The following is an 18,610-nucleotide window of genomic DNA, read 5'->3' on the forward strand; positions in this document are numbered from 1 at the left end:
GATGGAATAGCTATTTATTCCTATAGGATTTTATTTAAAGCGCTTTTGAGCTTTAAACGAAAAGGGGTTGTTGCAAAGTTTATTTTGCGACAACCCCTTACTATTACGCTAAAAACTTACTCATTTCCCCTGTAAAAGTAAGATAAAGCTTATGCATTGCCCTTGTACAGGCAATATATAAAAAGCTTTGATCGATTTGGGTATTGAAGTTTTCTTCCGAAACCCCTGAAATTATGATTTCATCAAACTCAAGGCCCTTGCACATATGAATGGTAGTAATAACGATGCCTTCGGTTAAGGCTTCGCTTTGGGAATCTATGAGGCTTATATTCTTATGGCTTTTTATAAGCTCATGATAGAGGGCTTCTGCCTGAGATCCCGTTTTGCAGAGTATGCCAAGAGAAGTATAATCTGATTTTTCATATGCTGAAATAAGCGCCGATATTTTTCCTGCTTCTTCCTCAAAGGTATTAAGACCTATAATTTCAGGCTTATCTCCATGCCTTTCCATGGGGATAATGTCTTTGTTCTCCTGAAGTTTAAGGGAAAAATCCACGATTTCTATAGTCGACCGGTAGCTTTTATTAAGCTCAACGCATTCTGCCCCGGGAAAAATCTTACTTATAAGCTCCATTGCAGAAGACGTATAAGGATTGAGCCTTTGATATTTATCCCCCAGTATGGTCATGGGGCAGTTAAATATCTTTTTAAGGATAATATACTGTATGGGGGTATAGTCCTGCATCTCATCTACAAGAACATGCTTTATCACCGTATTTTTATGCTTATTTCCTTCAAGGAATATCTGTACATAAATAAGAGGGAATACATCGGCCCATTCCAAGGTGTTCTTCTCAGCCATTTTGAAGCCTTTTTCATAGCCGATATGCTTATAGAACTGCTTATAAAGGGCAAGAGGGTCAAGATATAAAAAAGATTTTTCAATATGCTTTCTTATTTTTCTTGCAATAGCAATTTCTGCTTCGTCCCGAAACTCCATTTTATAATTTTCTGAGAAGAAAATCCCCATTTTTTCTATTCGGGTTTTTATAGGGTCGCTTTTATAAAGCTCGTATCTTTTTTTAAGCTGGGCTTTTGAGACCCTGAACCCTCCGTAATTAATATCCTCCGGCTGAAAAAACTCCTCGTCGGCATATTTTAAAAAGGCGTTAAGCTCCTTAATAAATTTAACCGTTGCCTTAAGGCTCAGCCTTTTGATAAAATCCTTATCTTTATTTTCAAGAATCTTTTCTACCTGCTGGAAAAATGTCTGGAATTTATAATCCTCTCCCAGAAACTCCTCCGCCAAGTCCTCAAAGCCTGTTTCATATATATTTTCTTCTCCAAGCTCCGGCAACACGTTTGATATATAGCTTCCGAATACCTTGTTTGGGGATATGATAAGGAAGTTTTCACTTCTAAGGTTTCCTTTGTTCCTGTAAAGGAGGAAGGCAGTTCTGTGAAGGGCGATGGAGGTTTTCCCTGAGCCTGCCGCCCCCTGTATAATCAATACCTTCGCCTTATTGTTTCGTATGATAGCGTTCTGTTCCTTTTGTATGGTGGAAACGATGTTTTTCATCTTCTCATTCGAATGCTTGCTTAGCTCCTTTTGAAGAACATCGTCGTTGATATTCAAATCGCTTTCTATCATATATTCCATTTGGGAATCTCTTATTTTATACTGGCGTTTTCTTGCAAGCTCTCCGGATACTACGCCGGAAGGGGCTTCATAAAATGCTTCTCCCTTTTCAAAATCATAGAAAATACTTGATAAGGGCGCTCTCCAGTCAAATACAAGCGGATTGGAATAAGTGCTTTCGCTGAAGCCGTATATGCCGATATAATAGGCTTCCTCGCCTTTTTCCTCTTCTTTAAAGTCTATGCGGCCGAAATAAGGGCTTTTGATGGACTTTTCCAGCTGATGAAAATTCTTTAAAGCCATTTCGGCGAAAATAACGTCTTCTTCAATATCCATTCTGCTTATGGCTCTTTCAGCCATGTCGCTTGACTGGGGACTGCTCCATACGTATTTTTTCTTTTCTACGATGCCTTCCGTATAGCCCTCTATTTTTTCCGTGGCTTTCCCCTTTGCCTTTTCCATAAGGGAAATGACTTCCTCAAGATATTTCTTTTCATCTTCCAAATGTGGATTTAGCATTTTATCTACCTCCGGTTTTACTCCTAAATTTTACGGAGCGATTTGTATTCCTAATTATATCAAGATTTCAAAAAAAGACTAGACTTTTTATTTCATTTGTGTTATCATGATAATTGAAGTGTGCTTAGGGCACACTTTTTTTGTGGAAACATAAATAAATGTGATTATTGCCCGCAGCATACAAAAAGGGCTGCCTCCAAGGGCAGTCCTTTTTTCTTATAAATATTACAGGATTAAAAACGCTCTATTCTTCATCGTAAGAAAGCCAGGCATATATAAACAATAATAAAACCGCATATCCAGTTATAGTAAATTTTAAGTTAAACAGGAACAAAACCGTATATTCACAAGGATTCAAAAATGTACCGTTTCCGAAGGAAATCCGTATTTTTATACTAAGCGAACTTGGAAAAGGATGCAGGCACACGCCTGCAAATCTTTTTTAAGTGAGCGATTTCTTATCGTTATCAAACTTTTTTTGTTTAGTAACGATGAATCCGTAGTGAGTAGGTTTTTGTTACGTCTTTATAAGAAATTTACTATAGATTTAAAAATGTCTTTTAGAAGAAATAGTGTAAATAGCGTTTGCCTTTTCAAAAGCGAGTTTTATAAAAAATTGATATTCAAATCTACGTATAGTCAAACAAAAGCAAAGCAGCCACAAAAGCCTATTTTCGAATATAGTCCTTTGTGGCGTTTATTTACTTATACTTTTTCAAGTTAATTTATCCTTTATATAACAAAATGGAATAAACGGAGAACCTCCATAAAATCATCTGTTATAAATTCTATGGTTTTTTCGTCTATTTGCTTCACATTGGGATAAAGACTATTGGCACTTGCCGACTGATGCTTTTTATATCTAATAGTGACGGTGAACTTTTCAGGCATTTTTACTGTACAGTCTTTCCAATTTCCCGAAAAAGTTTCTTTTGCCTTTTCTTCAATCAGCCTAAGAGCAAGCTCCGGGTGAATTGATGTCACAGAATTGCCCTTTCCCTTATTTACGGCTACAGTGGTAATGCCGGGAATAAATTCCTTTGCAAGGCTGCATATTTCCTCGTCTCCTGACAGGAAGACTACAGGGGTATGGTGCATTCCTGCTATATAGGCATTAATCATAAATTCACTTGCTCTTTTGCCGTTTATTTTTATTTCATCAAGGGTGCCGTTACTTATAGTATGAGCCAAGGGATTTCCGCTGTTATAAGCCGATGAATGGTAGCCTGTAAACAGAACGGCATCATACCCGTCCTGAATGCCTGACATCATGCTGTATCCATCCTCACTCCAGCCCCTGTTTATTTTAGCCTTTTCGGGAAGATAGGACGGAATGATATTTCTTGCACTTGAATGGGCATCTTTTACAAGTATCTCCTCAGCCCCCGATGCAATTGCGCCTTTACAGGCGGCGGCGCATTCCTTGCTCATTTGCTCCCGAAAATATTCATACCAAAATCCGCCGGATTCCGTTTCGTCCCATGCGGCAATCCCTGTTGTTCCTTCAATATCGCTTGAAATAAAAACCTTCAACCAACTTCCCCCTTTTCAAAATCATCAGCATAATAAGGCATAAAGCATTCACATAAAAAATACCCTATCCTGTGATATTAATTTTTTTACACCTGTTTGCTATAGAATAATTATACCGCTTAAGATTAAGTTCATCAATACCTTGAAGATTTATCAAAAGCGGAGACTATAGTAAATTTAAAGTTAAACAGCAGCAAAGCCGTATATTCACGAAGGCTTAAAAATGTACCGTTTCCGAAGGAAATCCGTATTTTTAAGCCTGATGGGAATAGGCCTTTGCTGCTTCTTTATATGAAATTTACTATATACTTCTTTAATAAATACCATATTTAATAAGCTTCTCAAAGAATTCGAACCTATTTAAGAATTTCTCTCTGATCTCCACTGCATCTTCTAAAGTAAGGTCTTGGCCGATTTCTATTTTAGTGGAATAAGCTTCAATTACTATGTATATATACTCCAATATAAACTCCGGCTCAAAGTCACTTCTGAACTTAGAAATATCCACGTCTGCGAAAAATTCAGACTTGATTTTATTCCTTTCTTCCATAACAATCTCTTTTATTTTATAAAACTCCTCCTTATTCATTATAATATACATATAGATGACAAATCTGCTTTCAGCCTGATGTTCTATAAAATAATCTACTTTTCTTATGGCAACTGCTTTTACTCTTTCAAAGCAGTCATCAATTAAAAAAACTTCTTCGGAAAAAACATAGTCCATATAATCCTTAAGGGCTTTTTGGGCGCATTCTATAAATAAATTTTCCTTCGACTTAAAATAATGAAATAAAAGCCCCTTGGAAAGACCGGCTCTTTCCATAATCTTTTTAGCTGAGGTTCCCTCATAGCCGTTTGCGGCAAATTCCTCTATGGCAGACGCCATTATTTTTTTAAAAGCCTCTGGCTTATTCTTTATCAATAACCTTCATTCCATTCTTAAGTCCCTTTTCATTGGGGTCTTTTATTACTTTTTCGTTTTCTAAAATACCTTCTTCTATAACGATATCCGTTCTAAGCTCAAGCCCTTTTTTAACTTCCTTTTTAACAAGCTTATCGTTTTCTACAGCCCATAGGTAATCAATGCCTTCTTCCTCAAAAACGGCTGTTTTAGGCACCATTATTTTATTTTCTTCACGGTAGAAAACAAATTTTATATCTAAATCATATCCAATGTTTAAATCTGCTTTATCCGGCTTGATACGTACCTTTATTTTTCTTTCTTCAATACCTAAAGGAGAAATTTTAACCTCGGCATTATCTGCGATTTCTTCAACAGTGCCGGAAAACACTAGGTCTTCGTCTCTTCTCTTTGAGGTAAGCTCTACCTTATCCCCTATTTTAACGCCTTCTATATCCTTCGTCGATACATAGGTTTCGATTTTCTTCGTATCTGTATTTTCTATGGTGGCTATAGGGCCTTCAAATACAGTATTTACATTTTTAACGTAAAGCTTTGTTATTTTTCCGCTGATGGGAGCGGTTATAACACAGTTTTCTATTTTATCTGTTATCTCGGAAATAGCAACTTCCGCCTTATTTTTAAGGCTTTGATAATAAGATGCCATAGGGCCTGTGTAGGAGCTTTTCAGGGTGTTATCTATCCCTTCTATCTGGGCGTTTAAAGAAGCCTGCATTCCTTCCAGATATTTATTAGACCCTTGCGGAAGATTGCTTTCAATGATTTTTATCTGCTGAATGCTTCCTTCAAGCTCTTTTTCCAGAGCATCTACAGTATCCTTCGCCTTATCCAAATCTATTTTAGAAATTGCCCCTGCCTCATAAAGCGCCTTATAATCCTCATAATCCTTAAGGGCCTGATTATAATTACTCTTATTTTGCTCTATTAATATGTTCTGAAGCCTTTTTTGCTCCTCAACGCTTATAGTATTATCGTCTATTTTAGCCGAAAGAGCTGAAAGCTCTCCTTGAAGGCTGTCTCTTCTTGCTTTTAAATCGGTTTTAGATTTATTTTCCTCAGTATATAAATTCTCTATCTGGGCGTCTATTCCCGTAAGGTCCGTTTCCAGTTTCAAAAGCTCAAATTCATAGGGCTTTGTATCAATTTCTAATAAAGTATCCCCTTTGTTGACGTATTGATTTTCTTCCACGTATAGATGCTCTATTTTACCTGTTGCAAGGGGATAGATGGTCATATCCTCCTGTGAAGCTACATATCCCGTTTCTATAAAATAAAGCTCTCCTGTGCCTTTATAGGCTTCTGTAATATCAATTTCCTTAGGTCTATTCATTTCATAAAATCCATAGCCCAAGGCCATCACCAGCAATAAAGAAAATATGATAATTTTCCACTTCATTTTCATTTCTATTCCCTCTCCTTCAGAACTTCAACCATGTCAAATTTCTTAATATACTTTTCACTTGTTTTATTGGCTATAATTACCGCCAGTATACAGCCTGCCGCGCCTCCTATGTAGGCGGTCATCTCTGTCGATACGGGAAATGTAAATAAATCAACATCTACCATTTCCTTTACGGCTATCTTTAAAAGTCTGGTAAAGGGAATACCCAAAACCATACCCATAATACATAATATCCAATGCTCAATATTCATTATCTGGGCAACCTCTTTAATCTGCATCCCCATTACCCTTAAGGTAGCATATTCTCTTTTTCTTTCAGAGAGGCTTACAGTAGAGGTGTTATATATAATGGCAAAGGCCACAATTATTGCCATAAACTCCATTACAACCATCATGCCGTCATAAGAAGCAAGCAAATTTTTATAATTGGTTAATACCTGGCCGGTATCTTCCACGGATTTTATATTGCTTCCGTCTATAATCTGCTGCTTGACATTTTCCATATTGTCGGAAGTGAATATAACTGCCGTTGCCATGGGCTTTGTACCCATTAAATCCGATAAATAGCGAAAATCTATAAATACGGAGGCTCCTAGATTTTGAGTAATAATCTCCGTTACCACAAGCTCCAGATCTTCTTTGAAATAAGGGGATTTGATTTTAATTTTATCCCCTATTTTGCATTCAAGCTTTTCAGCTATGGCATTTGTCATGATTAAAGAATTATAATCAAGCTTATAATACCTTTTAAACTCCGTATCATATATCTTATATAAAGCAGCGTCATTTTTAAGGCCGGTTAAAGAAGAGCCTGTTTTCAGATGCTTATAGTTAATCTCTATGGGAATTTCCGCAATAGCTTCCGAATAAATAATGTTTTCAATATTTTTAACGGTATTTTCCGCTTCTTCTGCATATACGGGACTTTTAAAATTTATTTTTCCGTCATAAATCTGAGCCTTTTCAAACTGGCTGAAAAGCATGGAATCTATCATGCCGCCGTAAGAGCTCATAAAGGCAATTAAGCTGAAGGAAAACATAATACCTATAATTAAAAACAAGCTTCTTACCTTGGACCTTGATATATTTCTTACGGCCATATTGCCCTTTGAATTTAAAATATGCCTAAGGAACGGAAGTATCTTTAAAATATCTCCCTTTTGATTCTTCGGAGCTTCCGGCCGCATGGCATCTGCCGGAGAAAGATTCAGTATTTTAACGCTTCCAAGTAAAGCGCCGAAAACTCCTGCCGCCAGGGCTATGAGCATGCCCCCTATAATATAATTAATGGACTTTAAGTCGCCTCCCTCAGGCAGCTTAAAGAATTCATTATACATTTCTATAAATGTTCCTGAAAGCAAAACCCCCAGCCATACTCCTAATATTCCAGCGGCAAGGCCTGTAAGGCCGCCGTAGAAAACATAATGCATAAGCACCTTCAGCTTGCTGTAGCCGAAGGCTCTCATCATGCCAATCTGCATTCTGTCCTGTTCTATGATTCTTTTAAGCATCAAATAAAGGATGATGACCGCCATGGCTACAAAAATCATAGGGATTTGGGTCGTCATAGATTTATTTGATTTTATCTCCTGATCAAGCATAGCATAGGAAGACTGATCCTCTACAGGATACAGGCTTATAATGCCATAGGGCTTAAGAACATCTTCAAGCTCTATTTTCACATCGTCAAAGCGATAGCCTTCTTCAAGGGAAAACACAATATTATTATATATGCCTTCCATGCCTAAAATCCCCGATAAGGTTTCTTCCTCGGCAAAGGCAATATTAAAGGTTTCAGGGTCTGGGATAAAATCTTCTACCCCTCTGATTATGTATACGTATTCAGGGGATTCCGCCGTAGCTACAATGTTTAAATTCACTTCCTTATGATTCATAAGTACCTTTATATGATCGGATATTTTTAAATTATGGGCTGTCAGAAAACTATCGCCTATTGCGATATCATTTGTTTCTTTAAAGCTTCCGCCTTTTATACGAAAGGAATTCAGCCTGCTTAAATTATTCTTATCATAGGAAATAAGCCTGAGGGTCATAATTTTATTATTGTTTTCCATTAAAACCCTGGCTTCTGTAACAATTCTTCCCTTGACCTCTTTTATGCCTTCTATCTTTTCTACGGAATGAAGGGCGGCCTTAGGTATTGCCGTTAGTTCCCCGAAGCCGTCGGCAAGCTCATATTCCTTATAATATTCGTCTTTTCTTACTTCCAGCGTATCTATGCTTATACCCATAGAGCAGTATATAATAATCCCGATTGCCAAAAGAACGATACATGCTATATAGGCCCTTTTATTGGAAAGCATAGAACGTATAGCCTTTTTAATAAGGATCACCAATATACCTCCTCGGGCCTTATTGGCTTTTCGATATTTTCTATTTTATCTACCAATCCGTCCTTTATGTAGACAATTCTATCTGCCATCTGCCCTATGCCTGCGTTATGGGTAATGATAATAATGGTCTTTTTATAATTTTCATTAAATTCCTTAAGAATTTTAAGAACCTGTATGCCTGTGGTAAAATCCAATGCGCCCGTAGGCTCATCACAGAGCAAAACTGCAGGGTTTTTCCCCAAGGCCCTTGCTATGGCAACTCTTTGCTGCTGCCCTCCTGACATTTGTGAGGGGAAATGGCCCGACCATTCCAAAAGGCCTATGTTTTCCAGAAGCTCATCTACATTGATAGGGCTTTTAGAAAGCTCACAGCTTAATTCGATATTCTCTTTTGCAGTTAAATTAGGAACAAGATTATAAAACTGAAATACAAAGCCTATGGCATTTTTCCTGTAATTTGTAAGCTCTCTGTCCTTGTATTCTCCGATATCCTGTCCGTTAAAAATAATTTTTCCTTTGGTGGGGGTATCGATTCCCCCTATGATATTGAGTAAAGTAGACTTCCCTGAGCCTGACGCCCCAAGAATAACTAAAAACTCTCCTTCATATATTTCTAAATCTATTCCTCTAAGAGCGTTAACTGAAACCTCTCCCATTTTATAATCCTTTGTAACGCCCTGTATCTGTATTAAAGGTTCCATAAGCGTACCTCCTGAAAGCTCATTGACCATGCGGTCAATCACTATTATATTTACTTTTTGCTGAAATTACAATAGAAATTAAAAAAGAGATTTAAAAAATTAAAAATCATGTATTTTTAAGGGTTTTTAAGCATAAAATCATCTTTTGGGCAAATAATTTATAGCAGCTTAATTAATACCCTAAGAACTTTTTCTTAGGGTATTTAAGCAAATTATTATAAAAATAATATAACGTTTATTCGTGATAAGAAGACCCTCACTAAAAAATGATTCCTAAGTTTCTGCTTATACTAAATTTCTTGCAAAGAAGTAACAAAAGCTTATGGAATATATAATTTTATTACTGTTTAAATTTACTATATCTCATTTTAAGTTTACTTAGACTTGAATAAATATAAAACAGCAGCATTTCAATGCGCTTTTCTCTTGTTTCATACCCTCTTTAAAGCCAAATACCGCAGCAGAATAAAAGCAAATTAACTATAATATAAAAATATAAAAAAGAATTGATTTTTCTTTTCAGATGTTGTAATATTAGAACTATGATAAGTGGTTTTAATAACTACATACGGAGGTGTTCATATGTATAAATCTTTAAGAGACCCAATAAGCGCCATGACCCACTTGGTGGCTCTTATTGTGTATATTCCTTTTCTTACGGCGTTAATCGTCATAAGCGCCATTAATTATTATCCTGCCCTTATTACAGGGTTCAGTATCTTTGCGGCGTCTGTCATAGGCTTATATCTTGCAAGCTCTATTTACCATATGGTAAAGGCTTCCCCTAAAATCATAGGTATTTTAAGAAAAGTTGACCACTGCATGATTTTCGTTTTAATCGCCGGAACGTATACCCCCATATGCCTCGGCCCTCTTAAAGGACCTTTAGGTTATTCCTTAACGGCAGGCATATGGCTTTTCGGGGCAGTGGGAATTTTCCTTAAAATATTTCATTTTAATGCCCCAAGGTCTCTTTCCACAGCAATATACGTTATTATGGGCTGGCTTGTTATATTCGCATTTTATCCCCTTATAAAGGCCGTTTCCTTAAGCGGCTTATTGCTTCTTGCAGCAGGGGGAATCCTATATACTTTAGGGGCAGTCATCTATGGACTGAAAAAGCCCAATCTGCCTTTTAAAAACTGGGGCTTTCATGAAATATTCCACCTCTTTGTAATAGCGGGGACGGCTTGCCATATCCTTTTTATGTTTTTGTATGTATTGTAGAAGAGCATAAAAGCAAAACTTATATTGTGATTCATCACTAAGTTCACAGAGCATCTTTGAAGTAAATTTCTTATAAAGAAGTGACAAAAGCCTATTCCCTAGAGATTCCTCTTACCAAACAAAAAACAAGTTTGATAATTATAAGAAAACGCATTTTTGAATCCTCATATAGTCAATTTGCTTTTATACTATTATAAGCATTTGGTTTTAGGGGACATAAAATAAGAGAAAAGCAAATTGACATGCTGCTACTCCATATGAATTCAAGGAATATACGGTTTTGTTACTGTTTCACATTAAATTTACTATTCTAAGTTTGTGATTTTTTGCATTAAAAGCAGAGGGGCGCTTAAATAAGCGCCCCTTTTTATATCTTAAAATTAAAACTCTATTGAATTAAGCTTAAAGAAATATTTTAACAAACAGCCTTATATAAAAAGATATTCCTTTACAGGGGTTACGATTCTGTTTTTTCCTCTGTCTTTCGCTTTATAAAGAAGCTTATCCGCCTCACATATAAGCTCTTTAGAGTTCAGTCTTGCTTCCTTTGCAGGGTCTACATAAAGCATTCCCACACTGAAGGAAACCGCATCAGGGAATATATTTAAAAAATGACCTTTTACCTCATTTTGTATCCGCTCGATAATCTTGGCGCTTTTATCGGTGCCTATATTGGAGAAGACAAAAACAAATTCCTCCCCTCCGTATCTGCCGAATATATCGCTGTTTCTGATATTCTTTCGGGATGTGTCGGCAAATATTTTTAACACGTCGTCTCCCGTTAGATGGCCGTAGCTGTCGTTAATCTTTTTAAAGTCGTCAAAATCCAGCATACATATGGTAAAGGGCTTAGGGTCCTTGGCGTTTATCAGCATATGCATATATTTAAACAGGCCATATTTATTCAGCGCCTTTGTGGCTAAATCAAGTTCTAATCGGCAAAGAAGGTTTTCTTCTTTGGCTTTATAAGGCGTTGTATCTACTATAGTAAGTATAACATAAGCACTTGAATTCATATGAAGGAGCTTGCCGGTTATTAAAAAGCATTTCAAGTCCGCCCCCCTTTGTATTCTTATCTCAATGCCTCTTTCCTCCATACGCCCTTCAAGCACTTTATCCAAAATGCTGTCTATATCAATATCTAATATTTCTTTTAGGCTATTATCGCCGTATATATTTTTCTCGCCAATACCCAAATACTTAAATAATTTGTCGTTAGCAAAAACAATATGATGGTTTTCATCGTATATTAATATTCCGCATTCCAACTCATTATAAGCACAGCAATAAGTCTCAAACAGATTATTTGAGGAATTCTTATTTGTGCTTTCTGTATTCATGGTATAACCCCCTTTTATATTGGTCATTATTAATAATGGGATTACAAAAATGTATTGGCTGCTATATAAATATATTTATACAGTTTAATCAACTGTATAAGTAATATTACTTATTCAATATATTATAACGGTTAATTGCAAATAATACAATATTTCTGTGGCAGTTATAAAGGGAGGCTACATATGATACTTGATTACCGGGCTATTGGACAGAGAATCCGCTCGATCAGGCTAAAAGGGGGGTTAACCCAGGAAAAGCTTGCAGAATTAACAGAGCTAAGCAATCAGCACATAAGCAATATTGAAACCGGCTCTACAAAACTATCTTTACAGACTTTAGTTAAAATAGCAAATGCCCTGGATAGCTCTGCCGATGAAATATTATGTGATAATGTAACCAAAACAAAGCCCATTTATGACAATGAAATCCTACAGGAGCTTGCAGACTGCAACGAGCAGGAAACACGTTTCATTGCAGATACTGTAAAGCACATCAAGAAAACCCTAAGGTATAGGCTGGGAACAAATAAGTAAAATAACTGCCATCGATTCCTAAAATATGCTGAAAGTTCATGAAAAGGTTTTAATTTATACTACGCGAACTTGAAAAAAGATTTACAAGCTTAAGCTTGTAAATCTTTTTAAATGGGCATCTTCTTGTCGTTACTAAACCTATTTTTAAGTTTGGTAAGAGGAACAGCCTTATACCATATTTTTACTTTAGCAGCAACAAATATAGATTTAACGTGCAAATAGGGATTATCTACATAATCCTGACCCGCTGCTTCTTAAGTTCGCGGGGGCATCTTTAAACCACCTAGCCCTGTTCTCTAAATAAATCACTTTTTGATATTAATAAAAACCGCAATCATAAAATGACTGCGATTTTTTAAATATCTGTATAAATATTTCTTAAATCAAAAATATCGCAACAATCGTCGTAACAACAAGACCGATTGCCACAGGCTTAATATTCCTGCCGGCAAGCTCTATAGGGTCTACGCCGCATATAGCCGCAACGGGAATTACCGCCCACGGAATAACCGTTCCGCCGCCGACCCATATGGCGCCGATTTGCCCCAAGGCGGACAAAGTAGCCGCACCGTATCCTAAAGCCACGGAAAATATTTTAGCTACGGAGCCTGCAAGATTTATGCCTGAAAAGCCGGAGCCATCTAAACCGGTGATAATCCCGACTAAGGTTGTCGTAGCCGCTGAAACGCTTTTATTTACAGGCACCATATAAGAAAGGGCAATACCAATATCATTTACAAGGCCGGAAGAGCCTTCGGGAATTGCGCCTTCTCCAAACACAGTCCCAAGGGCACTGTCTCCCAAATAAAAAAAGGCGGCAATGGGAATAACCGGGCCGAAAACCCTAAAGGCAAATGTAAATCCTTCCACAATATTTTCAGTTATTTTATCAAAAGACTTTCCTTTAAATGCAAATACGGCAATTACAATAAGCAGAAAAAGCGCCGTTCCTCCGATTAATGCCGTGGCGTCTCCTCCCTGAAGGTTTGCCGTAAACATAATAAAAACATCCAATCCGAAGCATACAGGCACCATAATAGAAAATAGCTTTGTAAGTTTTTCAGGAAGGAGAAAATCCCGCTTCTTTTCTTCTACGGTAAAATCAGATTCGTCTACTGCAATTTTTCCCGTTTTCATATCTTTCATTAAGAAAATATAAGCCATAACCGTAGTAACCGCACCCATAACGATTACTAAAGGTATGCTTGCGGCAATTTGCTCCGAAACCTCGATTCCCGCTCCGTCGGCAGTAAGCTTAGGAGCCCCCTGAATTACAAAGTCTCCTGATAGGGCAATGCCATGACCGAATAAATTCATAGCGACGGCGGCCCCTATGGCCGGAAGCTTAGCTTTAAGGGCAACCGGCAGGAATACAGCGCCGATAAGAGCAACTGCCGGCGAAGGCCAGAAGAATATGGAAACTGCAAACATAACAATTCCGATTACCCAATAAGCCGTCGCCGGACTTTTAATAAGCTTTGCAATCGGTGAAACCATTCTTTCGTTAATGCCTGTAATTTCAAGAAGCTTACATAAAGCAGTGATAACGGATATGATGAGTATGGTTCCCGCAAGCTCTCCAATGGCTACAATAAAGCTATTGAATACGCCTCCTATGGAAACATAAATAGATGATGTGGCCGCCATGCCCACGGCAAATATGCCGATAATGCAAACCATAGCTGTGTCTTTCTTACATACCATAAAGCCTATAATGGCAATGATGCCAAGAATATAGGTGTAATGCATGGCCGTTAATGCTATTTCCATATTTACACCTCGCATTCTTCATCAGGAATCAGCTTTAAAAGCCGATCTGTAATACTTTCGGAAGCCCTGTTAAGGCCGTCAAAATCCATGCTTTTAATATAGATACTCTCAATATTGTCATGAATCACCTTCTGCCCAGCCATCATGTTCATGGCTCTTTCCATAAGCTCGCTTGCCATTTTACTGTTATAGGCCATTTCATCTTTATATTCATTTAAGAATGCGCTATCAACAAATTCATAAAAGTCAATTTCCCTCTCTTTTGTAAGCGATGTGGCGTGGTAGTCATTTACCGTCGTATAGCAAATATTAAGCTCCGGAAGGATTAAATGATCCAGCTTTTCAACATTAAGGGAGCAAAATAAACCTTCAACATAATATCCTCTGCTAATGGCCATATCTTTTATTTTTTCAAGAAAGATATCTGTTCCCATACCGTCATTTCCCTTTAGGACAATAATATCAAGGCCCTTTATAAGGGTATCAATATAATTTACATTGCCTTGGGGCGTAATTGCGCCTGAGAACATTTTTCTGAACCTGCCGGGCTTTTCGGCTATTTCTTTTTCTCTTAGAAATTCAGATTCCTTCTCTATGGCCCTTTCAAGCTTTACAGTATCAAGAGCCTGTTTTCTCATATGGCTGTTATTGAGATATATCTCATAGGCTGCCTTAAGGTATCTGTAGGCCTTTTCATAATAGGGCTTTTTCTCTGCTTGTAATTTCAAAAGCTCTTTTGCCCTTTTTTCCACATAGCTTTTGTCAATGAAATCTCCCGAATTAAATATTTCATCAATAGCGCCGGGCATTAACGGATCACATATATGGGGTGCAGTTCCGTCTATAAGGCTTATGCCCAAATCCCTTATACAAATACCGTCAAGGTCCGCTACATTATTGGAACAGTGGATATAATCCACCAAATAGCCCTTATCCTCAAAAATCTTTCCGACTTTTCTCATTAGCGTGCTTTTGCCTCCGCCGGAAGAACCCTTTAAATAGATTATTTTTCTTGCCTCATCTGGAAAAAGAATATTACCGAAACAGCTGTAAAATCCATCTGGCGTATTTCCGCCAAAAAACATATGTCTTGCCATAGCCGGCCTCCTTCATAATTGTGTATGCTTTAATATACTGAGAGAGGCCCCAAAACGGTACAAATTTTCCTAACTGGATTTAAAAAAACAACGCCTGTACTTATTAAGTCTATAGTAAATAAACTCGGCCTTTTTTAGTTTATTTATAGCAGAGATACTTTAAAAAAGACTGCTATCAATTTATTTTATGGTGATACAATCGGGCTAAAAGCAAAGTGACTATACTATAAAACCTGATAGCTTACAGTAAATTTCTTATAAAGAAGGAGCAAAACCTATTCACTAGGGCTTCATCGTTACCAAACACAAAATAAGTTTGATAACCATAAGACAATTTCATTATAAAACGCATATCCTCGTATAGTCCATTCGCTTTTATACCTTTATAAGCATTTGGCTTTAGGGGACATAAAATAAGAGAAAAGCAAATGGACAATGCTGCTATTTCATATGAATTCAAACGATATACGGCTTTGCTCCTGTTTACCTTTAAATTTACTATATATGCAAAACCGGCTTGCATATAATATGCAAGCCGGTTTTGAGACCTTTGGAAAATTAAATTTCTCTTTATACTTTCCCAATCTTTATATTTTGTTATTCCTGCTATTCTTTTGATACAGGATTCATGTTGAATCTATGGAGTGATGCTTTCTTTGCTCCGTATTTTTATTCTCTGGATATCCTTTTATAGACTTCATAAGCCTGTTTTTTGCTATATAGTAAATTTGCTTTTCTTCCGCAGTCAGTAATGGGCTCCAAGAAGGCATAAAATCAAGGAAAAGCAAATTTACAACGCTGCTATTTTACTTTAATTCAAGTATGACTTATGAAAATACCTGACTAAATTTGAGTTCCTTATTTTGTATCCCTTTCTTTTTTTGAACGGCAATCAGGGCAGATGCCTTCAAAAAGAGTACTGTGCTGTTTGATTTCATATCCTGTCTGTTCTTTCAGGGCATGGTCAAGCTCTGCACGATACGGTATCTCTACATCAATAACCTTTCCGCATTCGGTGCAAAGAAGGTGATAATGCGGCTCCAAGCGATAATCAAACCGGTCCGCGCCGGGTATTTTAACATGGTTTACCGCACCTTCGTCAGTTAAAATGTTTAAGTTTCTATATACGGTTCCCCTGCTTACCCTGGGATTTTCGCTGCGGATATCCAAATAGACATCATCGGCGCTGGGATGGTCTTTGCGTTTATGCACGGTGTCTAAAATCATTTCCCTTTGCTTCGTATTGCGCCGTTGTTTCATAGTGCTCACTCCCAAAAGTTCGTAATTACATATTATCCTTCAGAGTAGCTTCCGCAAGCTCTCTGTGATTAAGCTTAGAAAGCTCCTTTACCTTATCTATGGAAAGACCCATTGCTTCTGTAACACGCTCGCCGTATTCCGTATCGGCTAAATAGCAATGTACTGCATGGCGGTATTTCACATTATCTGTAACAGGGGCAATATCCGCCGCAGTGTTTTCAATGAGGAGCTTTTTCTTATCTTCTGTAAGTACACGCCATAAATCCCCGCCGGCACGGAAGCAATCGTCTGTAGGGTCATCCTTCGGGTCGTACCGCCACATTGCGCCGTCAAGCGGAAGCTCCGGCTCTGCTACTTCCGGCTGTGCCGTCCAATAGCCGCCGCTGTTTGGCGAATACGCCGGGGCACCGCCGTAATTTCCGTCTACACGCATGGCGCCGTCTCTATGGTATTCATTTACCTGGCATTTTGCCTGATTTACGGGAATATGGTTGTGATTTACTCCAAGGCGGTAGCGCTGTGCGTCGCCGTAGGAAAAAAGCCTGCCCTGAAGGAAGCGGTCCGGTGAAAAACCGATACCGGGAACTACGTGAGCCGGTGTAAATGCTGCCTGTTCTACTTCTGCAAAATAGTTTTCAGGGTTACGGTTCAGCTCTAAAACGCCTACTTCAATCAGCGGAAACTCTGCATGCCGCCAAATCTTCGTAATGTCAAAGGGATTCTCATAGTGATTTTTGGCCTGCTCTTCTGTCATCACCTGAATATACATGGTCCAGCGAGGGAAGTTTCCTTCTTCAATGGCTTCAAAAAGGTCCTTGCCGTGATATTCACGGTCCATTCCGTTAATATGAGTGGCTTCTTCATTGGTTAAATTCTTAATACCCTGCTGGGTTTTAAAGTGGAATTTACACCATACACGCTCATTTTCCTCATTATAAAGAGAGAATGTATGCTCGCCGAAGAAATGCATATTTCTAAAGGATGCAGGTATGCCTCTATCACTCATAACAATGGTAATCTGATGATGGCATTCGGGAAGCAAAGTCCAAAAATCCCAATTATTCTGAGCTGACCGGCGGCCTGTACGGGGATCTCTTTTAACGGCACGATTCAAATCTGAAAAATTATGTACGTCGCGAATAAAAAACGTCGGCGTATTGTTTCCTACTAAATCCCAGTTGCCTTCTTCCGTATAGAATTTTACGGCTACGCCGCGGATATCTCTTTCACAGTCTGCCGCGCCTCTTTCGCCGGCAACTGTAGAAAAACGGAGAAAAAGCTCTGTTTCTTTTCCCGGCTGTAAAACCTTGGCCTTGGTATATTTTGAAATGTCATGGGTCACCGTAAATTTTCCGTAGGCCCCCCAGCCCTTCGCATGCATACGGCGTTCGGGAATAACTTCACGGTTGAAGTGTGCCATCTTTTCCATAAGCCATACGTCCTGCATAACCACTGGTCCCCTTGGTCCTGCGGTAATGGAATTTTCATTATCTGCAACCGGAGCCCCAACTTCATTGGTCAATTTCTTATAGTTTTCCATTTCTCTTCCTCCTTCAATAAATTTATTTTTCTATTATAACGAAAGGATTCATTCCTTTCGGCTAAACAGACATAAGCATCAACAGTATCCACAGATACATACAGGTTTTAGGAATCATCAGCATGCCGATTTTCGGATACTTTCCTGCCCAAATAACCACAGGGATATAAAAGATAAAGCTAAATAAAGCCGCAAGCCATAGATATCTTAGTTCCTTAAAGCTTCCCCCGTTTAGCCCAAATAAAAGTATTACTGCAAGGCCTAAAAACACAAAGGGAATATTTCGAATCACAGCCCATTTCAAAGACGGTTCCTTTTCATACCAGCCATTTTGAGGCAATAGGCAAAGAAAAATACGGATAGCGGCAAAGGCATAAATAAGCAAAGTCCATTGTTCCCTTTGGCCTTGAAACCTGCCGATACCGATATGCCATAAAAGTACATAAAACACCGTCATGGTAATAGACGTAATCAGTTTACCAAATCCCAGAAGCCTTTCAATTTTTTCAGAGCGCCCTGCCATTACTGCCGCAATACGGGGAATCAAATGAAAAGCGTCCCCTATGGCTAAAAGCATCGCCATGGCCCCGGCAAGGAAATAAAATGTTTCCCCTCCTTTAGAAAAAATATACATGCCCATCATAAACGCACTGATTAAATAAACAATATTAAATACGACCTCTATGTAACCAAAGAAGCTCTTTCTGCCTCTTTTTTCGTTGCTTTCTATCGTGTTTTGCATTTCTTTCTTCCTTTCTTAATAGAGCCT

At 38.0% G+C, this 18,610-nt stretch carries 14 protein-coding genes; 2 read left to right on the plus strand and 12 right to left on the minus strand.

Features of this window, described 5'->3' with window-relative positions; genetic code table 11:
- Positions 1 to 103: 103 nt before the first annotated feature.
- The 6 genes from NBX03_RS14630 to NBX03_RS14655 form a co-directional block, all read right to left on the minus strand.
- On the minus strand, positions 104 to 2,158 hold the full coding sequence (locus NBX03_RS14630; RefSeq protein ID WP_250228508.1) for a HelD family protein: 2,055 nt from the start codon (positions 2,156 to 2,158) through the stop codon (positions 104 to 106).
- A 732-nt stretch (positions 2,159 to 2,890) separates the two neighbouring features.
- Complete coding sequence (locus NBX03_RS14635) at positions 2,891 to 3,691, minus strand: M55 family metallopeptidase (protein WP_250228509.1); 801 nt, start codon at positions 3,689 to 3,691, stop codon at positions 2,891 to 2,893.
- A gap of 313 nt (positions 3,692 to 4,004) precedes the next feature.
- The gene (locus NBX03_RS14640) at positions 4,005 to 4,616 is read right to left on the minus strand and encodes a TetR/AcrR family transcriptional regulator (RefSeq protein ID WP_250228510.1); all 612 of its coding nucleotides are present in this window, start codon (positions 4,614 to 4,616) and stop codon (positions 4,005 to 4,007) included.
- A complete protein-coding gene (locus NBX03_RS14645) occupies positions 4,603 to 6,018 on the minus strand; it encodes an HlyD family secretion protein (RefSeq protein WP_250228511.1) in 1,416 nt (471 codons plus the stop codon). The genes NBX03_RS14640 and NBX03_RS14645 overlap by 14 nt, the downstream gene beginning before the upstream one ends.
- Positions 6,019 to 6,020: 2 nt before the next feature.
- The gene (locus NBX03_RS14650) at positions 6,021 to 8,372 is read right to left on the minus strand and encodes an ABC transporter permease (RefSeq protein WP_250228512.1); all 2,352 of its coding nucleotides are present in this window, start codon (positions 8,370 to 8,372) and stop codon (positions 6,021 to 6,023) included.
- Complete coding sequence (locus tag NBX03_RS14655) at positions 8,369 to 9,073, minus strand: ABC transporter ATP-binding protein (protein ID WP_250228513.1); 705 nt, start codon at positions 9,071 to 9,073, stop codon at positions 8,369 to 8,371. The genes NBX03_RS14650 and NBX03_RS14655 overlap by 4 nt, the downstream gene beginning before the upstream one ends.
- Before the next feature lie 582 nt (positions 9,074 to 9,655).
- On the opposite strand from NBX03_RS14655, the gene trhA reads away from it, so the two are divergent.
- Positions 9,656 to 10,300 carry a PAQR family membrane homeostasis protein TrhA gene (gene trhA, locus NBX03_RS14660; protein WP_250228514.1) on the plus strand — a complete coding sequence of 215 codons (645 nt, stop codon included), beginning with the start codon at positions 9,656 to 9,658 and terminating at the stop codon, positions 10,298 to 10,300.
- 428 nt (positions 10,301 to 10,728) lie between these two features.
- On the opposite strand, the gene NBX03_RS14665 is transcribed toward trhA, so the two are convergent.
- Entirely contained in the window at positions 10,729 to 11,640 is a 912-nt protein-coding gene (locus NBX03_RS14665; protein ID WP_250228515.1) for a GGDEF domain-containing protein, read from the minus strand.
- A gap of 183 nt (positions 11,641 to 11,823) precedes the next feature.
- Between NBX03_RS14665 and NBX03_RS14670 the strand changes: the two genes are divergently transcribed.
- The gene (locus tag NBX03_RS14670; RefSeq protein ID WP_250228516.1) at positions 11,824 to 12,174 is read left to right on the plus strand and encodes a helix-turn-helix domain-containing protein; all 351 of its coding nucleotides are present in this window, start codon (positions 11,824 to 11,826) and stop codon (positions 12,172 to 12,174) included.
- A gap of 378 nt (positions 12,175 to 12,552) precedes the next feature.
- On the opposite strand, the gene NBX03_RS14675 is transcribed toward NBX03_RS14670, so the two are convergent.
- The 5 genes from NBX03_RS14675 to NBX03_RS14695 all read right to left on the minus strand — a co-directional run bounded on the left by NBX03_RS14675 (position 12,553) and on the right by NBX03_RS14695 (position 18,583).
- On the minus strand, positions 12,553 to 13,944 hold the full coding sequence (locus NBX03_RS14675; RefSeq protein ID WP_250228517.1) for a hypothetical protein: 1,392 nt from the start codon (positions 13,942 to 13,944) through the stop codon (positions 12,553 to 12,555).
- 2 nt (positions 13,945 to 13,946) lie between these two features.
- The gene (locus tag NBX03_RS14680) at positions 13,947 to 15,041 is read right to left on the minus strand and encodes an ATPase (RefSeq protein WP_250228518.1); all 1,095 of its coding nucleotides are present in this window, start codon (positions 15,039 to 15,041) and stop codon (positions 13,947 to 13,949) included.
- 858 nt (positions 15,042 to 15,899) lie between these two features.
- Positions 15,900 to 16,301 (minus strand): Fur family transcriptional regulator, encoded by a 402-nt coding sequence (locus NBX03_RS14685; RefSeq protein ID WP_250228519.1) that lies wholly within the window; start codon positions 16,299 to 16,301, stop codon positions 15,900 to 15,902.
- Between the two features lie 25 nt (positions 16,302 to 16,326).
- Complete coding sequence (locus NBX03_RS14690; protein ID WP_250228520.1) at positions 16,327 to 17,841, minus strand: catalase; 1,515 nt, start codon at positions 17,839 to 17,841, stop codon at positions 16,327 to 16,329.
- 61 nt (positions 17,842 to 17,902) lie between these two features.
- The gene (locus tag NBX03_RS14695; RefSeq protein ID WP_250228521.1) at positions 17,903 to 18,583 is read right to left on the minus strand and encodes a hypothetical protein; all 681 of its coding nucleotides are present in this window, start codon (positions 18,581 to 18,583) and stop codon (positions 17,903 to 17,905) included.
- Positions 18,584 to 18,610: the final 27 nt, after the last annotated feature.

The organism is Anaeropeptidivorans aminofermentans (assembly GCF_940670685.1).
GTDB lineage: Bacteria > Bacillota > Clostridia > Lachnospirales > UBA5962 > Anaeropeptidivorans > Anaeropeptidivorans aminofermentans.